Below are 12,556 nucleotides of genomic sequence, written 5' to 3'. Positions count from 1 at the left end.
AATTTCTTGACGACCATAGAGCATTGGAACCACCTGATCCCATCCCGAACTCAGCAGTGAAACGATGCATCGCCGATGGTAGTGTGGGGTTTCCCCATGTGAGAGTAGGTCATCGTCAAGATTGAATTCCGAAACCCCTGTCTGCTAACGCAGACAGGGGTTTTGTCGTTTTAGAGCAGATAAATCTTCAAGTGGCAGCAAGGGCTTAAAGCTAGCCCAGAAGCTCTAGCACGCCGTTCGGCGGGAATCCGCGACGAATCCCATACATTTCATACAAACCCCTAAGATTTCTCCCGCTCGTGCCGAAAGACTGGTGAGACATGCGTGCACCAAAGTAGAGCGGCCTCAAAAAGCCGTCTGCGCTGTTACATGGAATGTTGCAATCCGGAACGCATCCCCACTTTCTGCATAGAAGTCCCATGAAATGAATCTCAAGTTCAGCCATAAAATCTTGCTGGCCGCTTCAGGCGTCGTGGTGCTGGCTTTTGCGTTGTTCACTTTGTACAACGACTATTTGCAGCGAAACACCATTCGGCAAAATCTCGAATCCTCCGTCCAGCAAGCCGGCGACTTGACCGCCAGTAGCGTGCAGAACTGGATGAGTGGCCGCGTGCTGGTGTTGGAGAACCTCGCACAGAACGTCGCCCACCAAGGCGCGAATGCCGATCTACCAGGCTTGGTGGATCAACCCGCTTTCACCTCGAACTTCCAGTTCACTTACGTCGGGCAGTCCAATGGTGTATTCACCCAGCGCCCGGACGCGAAGATGCCGGATGGCTACGATCCACGTCAGCGCCCTTGGTACAAACAAGCCGTCGCTGCTGACAAAACCATGCTGACGCCGCCTTACATGGCCGCGGTCGGTGGCCTGGTAGTGACCATCGCCCTGCCCGTGAAAAAGAACGGCGAATTGCTCGGCGTTGTCGGCGGTGACTTGAGCCTGGAAACCCTGGTGAAGATCATCAACTCGGTGGATTTCGGCGGCATCGGCCACGCATTCCTGGTCAGCGCTGACGGTCAGGTGATCGTCAGCCCGGACAAAGATCAGGTGATGAAGAACCTGAAAGACATCTACCCGGGTTCCAGCGTACGCATCGAGAAGGGTAATCAGGAAGTCACACTGAACAAGCAGGATCGTATCCTCTCGTTCACCCCGGTAACCGGCTTGCCGAACGCCGAGTGGTACATCGGTCTGTCGATCGATAAGGACAAGGCCTACGCGCCGCTGAGCCAATTCCGCACCTCGGCACTGATCGCGATGTTTATCGCCGTGAGCGCTATTGCAGTGCTGCTCAGCCTGCTGATCAACGTGCTGATGCGTCCGTTGACCACCATGGGTCGCGCGATGAAAGACATTGCCCAGGGTGAAGGTGACCTGACCCGTCGTCTGGCCGTGGAAAGCAAAGATGAGTTCGGTGAACTGGGTGGTGCTTTCAACCAGTTCGTGGAGCGGATTCACGCGTCGATTTCCGAGGTGTCCTCGGCGACCCGCCAGGTCCATGACCTGTCGCAACGGGTAATGGCGTCGTCCAACGCCTCGATCATTGGTTCCGACGAACAAAGCGCGCGCACCAACAGTGTGGCTGCCGCGATCAACCAACTCGGTGCCGCAACCCAGGAAATCGCCCGCAACGCTGCCGATGCTTCGCAACACGCCAGCGGCGCGAGCGAGCAGGCCGATGACGGTCGTCAGGTGGTGGAAAAAACCATCCTGGCCATGACCGAGTTGTCGCAGAAAATCAGCCTGTCCTGCACCCAGATCGAAACCCTGAATGCCAGCACCGACAACATCGGGCACATTCTGGACGTGATCAAAGGCATCTCCCAACAGACCAACCTGCTGGCGCTGAACGCGGCCATCGAAGCCGCCCGTGCGGGTGAAGCCGGTCGTGGTTTTGCGGTGGTGGCGGACGAAGTACGTAACCTCGCCCATCGCACCCAGGAGTCGGCGGAAGAAATCCACAAGATGATCACTTCGCTGCAGATCGGTTCTCGCGAAGCGGTGACCACCATGAACGCCAGTCAGGTTTCCAGCGAAGAGAGCGTTGAAGTGGCGAACCAGGCCGGCTTGCGACTGGTCAGCGTGACCCAGCGCATCGGCGAAATCGATGGCATGAACCAATCGGTGGCTGCGGCGACCGAAGAGCAGACTGCCGTGGTGGAAACCCTGAACGTCGACGTCAACCAGATCAACCTGCTGAACCAGCAAAGCGTGGCCAACCTCAATGAAACGTTGAAGGATTGCGATGCGTTGTCGTTGCAGGCCAATCGCTTGAAGCAGTTGGTCGACAGCTTCAAAATCTGATCCATCGATGTAAATAAAAGCCCGCTGTGGAGTTGATCCACAGCGGGCTTTTTCATGCCTTACGCAAATAGCTTCAGCACGTTGTTCATCGCATCATCGGCGAACCCCTGCACGAAGTCCTTGAACCCCGGCAACGCTTCGGCGCCGCCTTGGGCAGGTTCGGCGATGATGGTCCAGGTCGCTCGAGACTTGCCCGCGCCCAGAGATTCCACATTCATCGCTGCCCACAAATTGGCCACGCCCAAGGTGTTGTAGATCGTCGTCCAGGTCATGCTCAGGGCCTGGTCGTCCCAGGAGTTGAGTTGCTCGACCACCAGGTTGCCGTCCTTGAAGAATTTCTTGCGCAGGGACGACACACCTTCGCCGGTCATCTCGATGTGCGACAGCGCCGGGATGAATTTATCAAAGCCGGCAAAGTTGCCGACCACCTTCCAGACTTCCGAGGCGTGCGCAGGCACATCCACCGAAGAGGCTACGTGGCAGCCGTGAGGGTTTTTGATCAGGGTATCGGGTTGTAGGGTTTTCATGGTCTTGCTCCAGTTGGGTGGTTCAGATGAAGTTGATTTCTTTGAGGTAGTCGCAGCCGCGCCGCAGCAGCGCCGGGGATTTTTGTGGGTAGTGCGCGCCCATCTGCTGGACGCCGGCCTGGGCGTTGTCGTGGCCGATCATCGAGATGTCGCCGATGTCTTCTTCAAAGCCGTTGAGGTAGAAACCCAGCACGCCGAACAGCGCGTTGTCGCTGTCGACCCGGCCCAGTTGTTGCTGCCAGTCGGCGACGCTGACCATCGAGAATTCCCGACCGGCTTCGCGAAACGATTCCACGTAAGCGTCCCAACTGAGCGGCTCGGGGTTGTGCAGGTTGAACACCGCGTGTTCCGGCTGATAACGGCTGGCATGGAAGGCGATAAAACGGGCGAGGAAGTCCACCGGCATCAGGTCGAAGTTCAGAGAGAACTCCGGCACCTGGCCGAGCTGGATCGAACCCTTGAGCATCAGCATCAAGCGATTTTTGTGCGGCTGGCACACGCCGGTGAGGCTGTTGAAACTGATATTGCCGGGGCGATAAAGATTGACCCGCACACCGCGCTCCCGAGCCCGCTCAAGGATCCGCTCGCCAACCCATTTGGACAGGTTGTAGCCGTTCTTGATGTAGATCGGCGGGGTCTGCGCGGCGGGCAGTTCCAGCACCCGGCCATCGTCAGAAATCGTGCTGGAGGCCGAGAGCGTCGAGACGAAGTTGAAGATCTTCTTGCTGCGCCCTTCACACAGGCGCAGGCACTCGAAAATCGGTTCGACGTTATCCCGCGCCAGCGACTCGTAATCGAGCACGTGATTAACGTTGGCCGCGTTGTGCACCAACGCACCGAACTCCCGATCCAGTCGCTCGTAGATGTCCTGCGCGAGCCCCAAGGAAGGGCGCGTGATATCCGCCGCATAAACCCGCACCCGATGCAGGTCCAGATGCTCCAGACGATTCTCGCTCAAGGCCTGGGCGAAGCGCTCCACCGCCGATTGCCCGCCACCATCGCGCACCAGACAGGCTACTTCAGTGGCGCCCCAGGCCAGCAACGCTTCGACGATGTGCACGCCAACAAAACTGTTGGCCCCGGTGACGATCACCTTGTGCACATCGCCCATGCGGCTGACCGGCAGCGGCTGTATATCCAATTCGCGGAAGGCATCGGCCATGGCCTGCGCGCTCAACACTTCTTCGGTGCCCGAGCCGCGCACCAACGTCGCCAATTTCGCGATCGTCGGCAACTCGATAAAGCGGTTGATCGAGATGCTTCGGCCGAACTCCTCACGCAACCGCAGCAACATGCGCGACAGCAGGATCGAGTGACCGCCCAGATTGAAAAAGCTTTCATCGGTGGAAATATCGCTCGCCGGCAACTCCAGCAACTCGGCCCAGATCTCCAGCAACAGCGCTTCATCGGCACTGGTGGGCAAGCGCCGAGCACTATTCTCCAGCACGTTCACCGGCAGCGAGAGCAGTGCCTTGCGATCAACCTTGCCGTTACTGGCGAACGGCATGCTTTCGAGCTCAGTCCACGCGCCTGGCTGCATGTAGTCCGGCAGGAACTGCACGGCGTGGGCCTTCAGCGCTTCGCGAGCGGCGCCGGGTTGGTGTTCCTGGGGCTGGGCGAGGAACGCCAGAATCCGTCGCTGACTGTCGATGACCACCGCCACTTGCCGATAGAGCTGGCTGTCCCGCAGGCAACGTTCGATTTCCTCCGGCTCGACCCGGAAACCGCGGATCTTCACCTGATTGTCCCGCCGCCCGCACAGTTCGATACCGTCGCGGGTCCACTTCGCCATGTCGCCGGTACGGTAGGCGCGCAGGCGTTCACCGTTCGGCTGGCTTAGGTCCAGGTAGCGCTCGGCGGTCTGCTGCGGGTTGTTCAAGTAACCCAGGCACACCCCCGGGCCGACGATGTACAACTCACCGACGGTCTGCTCGGCCACCGGTTGAAAATCCTCGTCGAGAATCAGCACCTGGCTGTTGGCGATCGGGCCGCCAAGGGTGCGGTTGTTGTCGCCGGGCCGCAGTTGCCGCGCGGTGATCAGCACCGTGGCTTCGGTCGGGCCGTAGAGGTTGTAGAGGTTGCCCTGACGCGTCAGTTGCTCGATGACGTAGGGTTCGCAAACGTCGCCGCCGGTCATCACGTGATCCAGCACCTGCAACTGATCCAGCGGCAAAATGCTCAACAGCGCCGGCGGCAAGAACGCGTGGCTCAGTTGTTGATTGCGGATCAGCGCCACCAGTTGCAATGGATCGCGGCGCTGGTCGTCGCTGGGCACGATCAGCTCGGCGCCTTGCAGCAGCGTCGGGAAAATATCGATCAGCGATGAGTCGAAACTCAGCGACGAAAACTGCAGCACCCGGCTCTGTTCTGTCAGCTGCACATAGTCGGCGTACCACGCGGTGAAATGCGCGAGGTTGGCCTGGCTGAGCAACACGCCTTTCGGGTGCCCGGTGGTGCCCGAGGTGTAGAGCGCCATGCACGGCGCATCGAGCGCCGGCCGCTGACGCATCAACGGTAGATCGAAATCCACGTCATCGCAGTTGATACGGCTGATGTCCAAACCCGGCATCTGGTCGGCCAGCGGATGCTCGCCGTCATGCAGCAACAACACCGCACCGGCGTTCTCCAGAATGTACTGTTGACGCTGCAGCGGATGGCTCGGCTCCAGCGGCAGGTACACTGCGCCGCTGCCGAGAATCGCCAGAATCCCCGCATACAACGCGCTGCACTTCGGCAGGCAGATACCGACCACCAACGAGCCTTGATGCTGATCGAGCAACGGCTGCAAACGCTGTTGGATCGCCCGGCTGAGGGCATGCAACTGGCGATAGCTGAGGGACGTGCCGGCGATGTTCAGTGCAGGTCGTTCGGCGCATTGGATAAAGCGCTGTTCAAGCCGCTCGATCATCGGGATCTGGCCTAGTTGTAGTAACCCGTCGTGCGCGGTCATGTTGAGCTGATGGACGAAGGCCAGGTGTTCCAGAAACAGCAGGTTTTCTACCCGCTCGAAGTGCGCGGGCGCCGTTGGTTCGGTGAGCTGGAAATACTCGTCATCCCGGGAAAAACGGCTGACCAGCAGTGCCACGTGGTCCACCAGTTCCGCCACCGCTCGCAGGCGCAAAGCCTGGCCATTGCCGGACGGTTCTTCGGCAATCGGCACGCGTGTGAACAGCGTTGAGCCATACGTGCACAGCAGGTCCAGGGCGGGCAGCCCCGCAGACTCCCCAACACCCAACTTGAGCGTCAGTCGCGGCACATCGCCGAAGTCGGCAAAAGAGAGGCTGGCATCGTCGATGAGTAAGTCGACGTTGCCCAACGCTGGTTCGCCGACTACCGCCAGCCGTACCAGTGAATGTCCGTGTTGTTCTAGCTCCAGCGCCAGGTCGGTCAAGGCCTGGCTCTGCCCTATAAGCACAATGTCGAGACGTCTCATGATGTTCTCCTCGTTAAACCAGGTAGTCGCTCAGGGCTTCTTGAACGCACGGCGAATCGAGCAGCGAACTGCTACGGAAAAACCGCACGATGTTGGCGACCAACGGGTGATGGCGATTGATCGGGAAGGCGAGGCCCGAGACTTCGCTCTTGAGTGCCCGGCGCGCAGCGTCACTGACCTGCAAGGAATCGATCAGGCGAAAGTCGAACGACTTCTGAATGTCGTTGGTCAGGTAGTGGCCGATGAACACTGGCAGGATCTGCGCGATGCACTGGCGGTCGGCTTCGCTCGCCGTGTGCCAGTAGATACGCACCAGTCGCGCCCAGAAACTGGAGTGGCGGCCTTCGTCCAGCAAGTGATCGGCCATCAGCCCCTTGATCGACTGCTTGACCGTGTCGTCCTTGGCGAACGCAGCCACATCGCCGGTCACGGTGTTCTCGGCGATGGCCACGCAGATCAATTCCACAGCGCTGCGCAGGTGTTCCGGTGCGAGTGCCACAGCGGCGGGTATCGCCCGGCTCAACTCGATTTCATCCGGCAGTTCGATCGGCGTGATGCCGGTCATGGCCACGGTCTGCTGCATGAAATCCATCGCCACCAGGGCGTGGTAATCCTCGTCCACCACCACGGTCATGGCGTCGTAGCGGCAAGCGAACGGGAAGGCCACGGCGAAGCGGTTCTTGGCGATGCTGCGGGCGGTCTTGTCGACGATCTCGGTTTCGAAAATCACCACGTCGTTGATGAACTTGTAAAGCGTCTGCACCAGGGCGAAGTCCCTTTGTTCTGGGCATTCGCGCAGGAAGGTTTCGCTCAGTACCAAGGGTTGGCGGCTTAACGGGTAGATCAGTTTGTCGTCGTTCTCCAGCACGCGTCGGGGCCGGGTGCGGATGGTCGCGCGGCTCTCCCAGGCGTCGGCAAAGGATTGATAGTCGGCAGCGTTCATGCGCTCACCTCGCCGACGGTTTCGCTCATGCTGACGCGCAAGCCATCCCACAGCGCGATGCGGCTTTCCACGGCAGCGATGGCGCTGGCGTAGACGTCTTCCTGGCGTTGCGGGTCGCCGTCGACCAGTCGGGCGAGGAGTTTTTCTGCGGCCGGGCCGTGGTCTTCGGAATCGACTTCGATGTGGCGTTCCAGGTAGTAACGGAAGGTCGGGGCTTGATCGAGGCCGATGCCCCAGTCGTCGAGAATCCGCTGGAACATCTGCGGGATCACGCTTTCCCTGCCGTGCAGAAACACCGCTGCAACGCTATGACCCGGCGCATGCAGCGCGGTGTGCAAGGTATGGCGCACGAACTGCGCCGCGGCGGGGTCGATGTCCACGCTTTGCAGCGCCACGTCGTAGCTCACGCCTTCTTTTTGCAGGGCCACGAAGCGTTCCACTGCGACGGTACTTGCACCGACTTCGCGCATCGCATCGAGGTACAACTCGAAATGGCTGTAGTGACCATTGGCGGGACGGTCATCGGACTCTTCACCGAGCACAATCTCGTTGATCAGCCGCGCCGCTTGCGGATCTCGCGGTGGCAACCAGGGCAACTGCACGCACGTCAGTTCCTGCTGCAGGCGCTTGGTCAGCGACATAAAGTCCCAGACGGCAAACACATGGGTTTCCATGAAGCGTTGCAGGATCGACAACGAATGTATTTCGCCAAAGATCGGGTGAGCGCTAAGTTCTGCTTTCTTTTGGTTGAGACGGTCTTTAGTCGGTTTCATGGGCGAGCCTATAAATGATTTGGAATACCGTTAAGTAACGTTATGAATAAGCGACAGTGGGTTGAAATTTTCTGTTGGCGAGCGAAGGCCTCAAGCGAATTGATGTGTGTGAGTAATAAGGCAGTTATTAGTGACGCCCACTGGATAGAGGGTTTAAGCCTTGTGAGCCTGGATCCAATGGCGGCGGAGAAAAACTAATACATGAATAAAGTTCCCTGCAAGTTATTTTTATTTTATTTGAAAGTTTAACTTTGTCGGGCGCGACAAGTTCCGATAAAACTTTAGGTTTAAGTTTTATTAGGATGAAGTTACTCCTTCCGGCTTATATAAGTCAGAATCAAATAAGAGAGTGAATGCCTCACTCAGAGCAACTTTCAAACTGCAATCGTTGGTGTGATCTGAGGGGATGGAAGCTGGCCGGGAATACGCCATTTACTTCCTTTCCCGTGGCAAGACTCCTTCCGTAGGTTCTTGGTGCGCAGACGGCCCCCGCAAGTGCGGTGCGTTTGCGTTCATTGTTGGTTGGCACCCAAGAGTGAGCGTAAATCAAGGCAGCCGCTATCGTTGCTGCGTCATTCGTAGGCTGCAATTATCGAGCTTGAGGGGAGTAGTTGAAGGCAGGGCTCAGGACCGGCAGGAACGGCATCGCTCTACCAGGCAGGTATGAGCGAACGAGGGATTTGTAAGAGGATTATTCGCCGAAAAAAAGGGACGGGCTCAGCTGTAAGGGGTGGTAAGCGCAGGCGAGCACATTCGATGTGCTCGCGCAGGCTGGGAGTTACAGATTACTTCGAGGTTTTCTTGCCTTGGGCGGTGGTGCTTTCGAGGTAGCGCGTAATGACCTCGACACCGCGATTGAGGTGATGCTCAAGCAGTTCGACCGAGAGCTCGATGTTCCGGTCTTCAACGGCGCGCAACAAATTTCGGTGATCTTCCTGGGACAGTTTGCCGAGGCCCATCGCCTCAAGGTTGAAGCGCAGAAAGCGCTCCTCTTCGTTCAACCCGTCCTCGACCAGTCGTAGCAGTCGGCGATTGGGCGCCTTGCTGTACAGCGCCATGTGGAACAGGCGATTGAGCCGGCCGATCTCGGTGTAGTTGTGTTCGGTTTCCAATTCGTCGATGTAGCGGGCAGCCAGTTCGAAATCGTCGGTTTTGAGCAAAGGAATCGAGCGACGCAACGCTTCGGATTCCAGCAGGATCCGCAGCTCATAGGTTTCGGTGGCATCACCCTGCACCAGCGCAGCGACTACGGCGCCTTTGTGGGCGACGACATTGAGCAAGGCTTGCGCTTCAAGCTGGCGCAAGGCTTCGCGCACCGGCATCCGGCTAACGCCGAACAGGTCCGCCAGGTCTTGCTGGCGCAGGGCGGTGCCGCACGGGATGCGCCCGTCGAGAATGGCTGACCGCAAGGTTTCTTCGATCACTGAACGCGCCAGATGAGCGGGAATCGGCCCGTTGACCTTGATGCTGTTCAGAGGATTGGGCTTCTGTGTCACTACTACGCACCCTGAATGACTGAAGTTGTTTTTGGATCCAAATGGACACTAGTGACTGTTGTACAGGTTGTCAAACCTTGTAAAAGATCGCTGCGACAATAACGCAAGTCCGCCACTTTGCAGGATCTATCGCAGGCTGCAAACTTTCTATGATTACCCTCATACCAAGTCTAGCGCGCGGGAAGTGATCTCACCGTGCCATTGTCTTTTATCGGGCTAACCTGCACCATCAACCGATTTCCACCTGCCTACCCTGGATGCCTCGCATTGGCGGTACGTTTCGCAATCCCTCGGATGATGCGCTGGCTGTGCTGCGCGCTGCTGCTGGCCGGTGTCATGCTGGGCGGGTTGCATGCCGATTGGGATTTTTCCCTGATCAGCCGTCGTGCCCAGGCCATCTACGGGCCGTTGGGCGAGGGGCAACAACGCATCGATGCCTGGCAGCATTTGCTGGCGACACAAAAGCAGGTCAGCGAGCTGGATCAGCTCAAAGTGGTCAACCAGTTCTTCAACAAGCAGATGCGTTACGAAGAAGACATCGACCTGTGGCATCAGGAAGATTACTGGGCAACCCCCATCGAAGCCTTGTGGAAAGGCGCCGGCGACTGCGAAGACTACGCCATCGCCAAATATTTCAGCCTGCGCCACCTCAGTGTTTCCAGTGACAAGCTGCGCATCACCTACGTCAAGGCGTTGCGCCTGAACCGGGCGCACATGGTGTTGACCTACTATTCAACGCCCGAGGCCATGCCGCTGGTGCTCGACAGCCTGATCAACGAGATCAAGCCGGCCAGCCAACGAAACGATTTGCTGCCGGTCTACTCTTTCAATGCCGAAGGCTTGTACCTGCCCGGTGCCAAGGGCAACAAGAAAGTCGGTGACACCAAGCGCCTGTCCCGTTGGCAGGATGTGTTGAAAAAAATGCAGGCCGAAGGATTTCCGGTCGAGACGACTAACTAGGAGCACGCGCTCAGATGTCCTTGTTCAAACAGCTGTTGATCGCTATCTGTCTGTTCCTTGTCGTCGCCTTCACCGGCAGCTTCATGGTCAGCCTGGAGAGCTCGCGCACCCAGTACGTCAACCAGTTGCGCTCCCACGCTCAGGACGCCGCCACGGCGCTGGCGCTGTCCCTGACGCCAAACATCGACGACCCCGCGATGGTTGAGTTGCTGGTCAGCTCGATCTTCGACAGCGGCTACTACGCGAGCATCCGCGTGGTCGACCTCAAGACCGATCAGACCATCGTCGAGCGCAGCGGCATTCCGGCGGTGAACAACGTACCCGATTGGTTCGTCAAAATGATCGGGCTGGAGGCGGCCGGCGGCGATGCACTGGTCAGCCGTGGCTGGGAGCAGGCGGCGCGGGTCGAGGTGGTCAGCCATCCGATGTTCGCCCTGGCCAAGCTGTGGCAGAGCGCGCTCGGGAGCCTGGGCTGGTTGCTGATTTGCGGCGCGGTGAGTGCGGTGCTGGGCGCGCTATTGCTGCGTCGGCAATTGAAGCCGCTGGACTACATGGTCAAGCAATCCCACGCCATCGCGCGCCGGGAATTCCTCAGCCTGCCGGAACTGCCGCGCACCCCGGAACTTCGCCGGGTGGTGCAGGCCATGAATCAGATGGTCGAGAAGCTCAAGGCGTTGTTCCAGGAACAGGCCGAGCGCAGTGAAAAACTGCGGGTCGAGTCCTATCAGGACAACCTCACGGGCCTGGCTAACCGGCGTTATTTCGAAATGCAATTGAATGCCCGGGTGAGCAACCCGGAGCAGGCCAGTTCCGGTTACCTGCTGCTGTTGCGAGTCAAGGACCTGGCGGGCTTGAACCAGCGCCTGGGCGGGCAACGTACCGATGATTTATTGAAAGCGGTGGGCGAGCAGTTGTCCCGCGAGTGCGCCAAATACCCGGAAACCCAGAATCTCGTCACGCGGATTCGCGGCGGTGAATTCGCCGTGCTGGCGCCGGGGTTGGTGCGCGAAGAAGCACTGCAACTGGCGCAGAACCTCGACAGTGCGCTGGCGAGTTTGCATGCGACCGGTGCGACCGACGTGGCCTCGGTGGCGTCCATCGGGCTGGCGCCGTTTGTTCACGGCGACTCGCCGCAAGCGGTGCTCGGCCTGGCAGATCAGGCGTTGGCGCAGGCCGAAGGTCAGGGCGAATCGAGCTGGGCGTGCCTGGATCACAGCGCCTCGGCCAGCGTGGGCGATGACCATCATGCGTGGCACACACTGTTGGATCAGGCGTTGAATCAGCAGCGGTTCGAGTTGTACTTCCAACCGGTGGTGGCGAGTCAGGACACCGCGCTGGTGCTGCATTACAAGGTGCTGTCGCGCTTGATCGACGATCAGGGCCAGACCATTCCCGCCGGACGTTTCCTGCCGTGGCTGGAGCGCTTCGGCTGGACGGCGCGGCTGGACCGGCTGATGTTGGAACTAGTGCTTGGGCAAATGGCCGGGCATGAAGAATCCCTGGCGTTGAACCTGTCTTCGGCGACGTTGGCGGACCCGCAGGCGCTGAATCGAGTCTTCGAGATCTTGCGTCAGCATTCGAATCTGGGCGAGCGCCTGACCCTGGAAATCGGTGAAGAGCAGTTGCCTGAGCAAGCGGTGCTGGAGCAGTTGACGCGGCGTCTGCGCGAGCTTGGATTCTCCCTGAGCCTGCAACGCTTTGGCGGGCGGTTCAGCATGATCGGCAATCTGGCGCGGCTTGGGTTGGCGTATCTGAAGATCGATGGCAGCTACATCCGGGCGATCGATCAGGAGAGCGACAAGCGCCTGTTCATCGAGGCCATCCAGCGAGCGGCGCACAGCATTGACCTGCCGCTGATTGCCGAGCGGGTCGAGACCGAAGGGGAGCTGTCGGTGATTCGCGAGATGGGGCTGTATGGGGTTCAGGGGCAGTTGTTTGGTGAGCCCAAGCCTTGGCAGTGAGTCATTGAGATCCACCCCTCACCCTAACCCTCTCCCCAGAGGGGCGAGGGGACTGACCGAGTTGTTCTTAGAGTTACATCGACCTGAAATATCGAGCCGAACTCAGGTCCTGAAAAGCATGAAGATCTGCTCCCTTTCCCTTTCCCCTCTCCCCAGAG

8 protein-coding genes and 1 rRNA gene are annotated in these 12,556 nt (G+C 59.0%); 4 read left to right on the top strand and 5 right to left on the bottom strand.

Going from position 1 to position 12,556, the window contains the following annotated elements:
• Positions 1 to 5: 5 nt before the first annotated feature.
• Both rrf and ACWIKB_RS28435 read left to right on the top strand, forming a co-directional pair.
• Positions 6 to 121, top strand: a 5S ribosomal RNA gene (rrf, locus tag ACWIKB_RS28440).
• A gap of 303 nt (positions 122 to 424) precedes the next feature.
• Positions 425 to 2,305: a methyl-accepting chemotaxis protein gene (locus ACWIKB_RS28435; RefSeq protein WP_475270825.1), complete on the top strand. Its 1,881-nt coding sequence runs from the start codon at positions 425 to 427 to the stop codon at positions 2,303 to 2,305.
• A 59-nt stretch (positions 2,306 to 2,364) separates the two neighbouring features.
• Here ACWIKB_RS28435 and ACWIKB_RS28430 read toward each other — a convergent pair whose 3' ends face one another.
• The 5 genes from ACWIKB_RS28430 to ACWIKB_RS28410 all read right to left on the bottom strand — a co-directional run bounded on the left by ACWIKB_RS28430 (position 2,365) and on the right by ACWIKB_RS28410 (position 9,477).
• Positions 2,365 to 2,832, bottom strand: a complete 468-nt coding sequence (locus tag ACWIKB_RS28430; RefSeq protein WP_475270823.1) for an SRPBCC family protein — start codon at positions 2,830 to 2,832, stop codon at positions 2,365 to 2,367.
• 22 nt (positions 2,833 to 2,854) lie between these two features.
• Entirely contained in the window at positions 2,855 to 6,265 is a 3,411-nt protein-coding gene (locus ACWIKB_RS28425; protein ID WP_475270822.1) for an amino acid adenylation domain-containing protein, read from the bottom strand.
• A gap of 13 nt (positions 6,266 to 6,278) precedes the next feature.
• Positions 6,279 to 7,208: a diiron oxygenase gene (locus ACWIKB_RS28420; RefSeq protein WP_475270821.1), complete on the bottom strand. Its 930-nt coding sequence runs from the start codon at positions 7,206 to 7,208 to the stop codon at positions 6,279 to 6,281.
• The gene (locus tag ACWIKB_RS28415; RefSeq protein ID WP_054050343.1) at positions 7,205 to 7,981 is read right to left on the bottom strand and encodes a DUF3050 domain-containing protein; all 777 of its coding nucleotides are present in this window, start codon (positions 7,979 to 7,981) and stop codon (positions 7,205 to 7,207) included. The genes ACWIKB_RS28420 and ACWIKB_RS28415 overlap by 4 nt, the downstream gene beginning before the upstream one ends.
• Before the next feature lie 785 nt (positions 7,982 to 8,766).
• Positions 8,767 to 9,477, bottom strand: a complete 711-nt coding sequence (locus tag ACWIKB_RS28410) for a GntR family transcriptional regulator (protein WP_475270820.1) — start codon at positions 9,475 to 9,477, stop codon at positions 8,767 to 8,769.
• Positions 9,478 to 9,744: 267 nt separating this feature from the next.
• On the opposite strand from ACWIKB_RS28410, the gene lapG reads away from it, so the two are divergent.
• Positions 9,745 to 10,437 carry a cysteine protease LapG gene (lapG, locus tag ACWIKB_RS28405; protein WP_475270819.1) on the top strand — a complete coding sequence of 231 codons (693 nt, stop codon included), beginning with the start codon at positions 9,745 to 9,747 and terminating at the stop codon, positions 10,435 to 10,437.
• A gap of 14 nt (positions 10,438 to 10,451) precedes the next feature.
• Positions 10,452 to 12,398 carry a cyclic di-GMP receptor LapD gene (lapD, locus tag ACWIKB_RS28400; protein WP_475270818.1) on the top strand — a complete coding sequence of 649 codons (1,947 nt, stop codon included), beginning with the start codon at positions 10,452 to 10,454 and terminating at the stop codon, positions 12,396 to 12,398.
• Positions 12,399 to 12,556: the final 158 nt, after the last annotated feature.

It is taken from the genome of Pseudomonas sp. 5Vm1k (assembly GCF_056161485.1).
This window is presented reverse-complemented; position numbering and strand designations above follow the sequence as displayed.

Coding starts and splice junctions, on each gene's coding strand:
- ACWIKB_RS28435 (WP_475270825.1), top strand. CDS start 425: ATGAATCTCAAGTTCAGCCATAAAATCTTGCTGGCCGCTTCAGGCGTC.
- ACWIKB_RS28430 (WP_475270823.1), bottom strand. CDS start 2,832: ATGAAAACCCTACAACCCGATACCCTGATCAAAAACCCTCACGGCTGC.
- ACWIKB_RS28425 (WP_475270822.1), bottom strand. CDS start 6,265: ATGAGACGTCTCGACATTGTGCTTATAGGGCAGAGCCAGGCCTTGACC.
- ACWIKB_RS28420 (WP_475270821.1), bottom strand. CDS start 7,208: ATGAACGCTGCCGACTATCAATCCTTTGCCGACGCCTGGGAGAGCCGC.
- ACWIKB_RS28415 (WP_054050343.1), bottom strand. CDS start 7,981: ATGAAACCGACTAAAGACCGTCTCAACCAAAAGAAAGCAGAACTTAGC.
- lapD (WP_475270818.1), top strand. CDS start 10,452: ATGTCCTTGTTCAAACAGCTGTTGATCGCTATCTGTCTGTTCCTTGTC.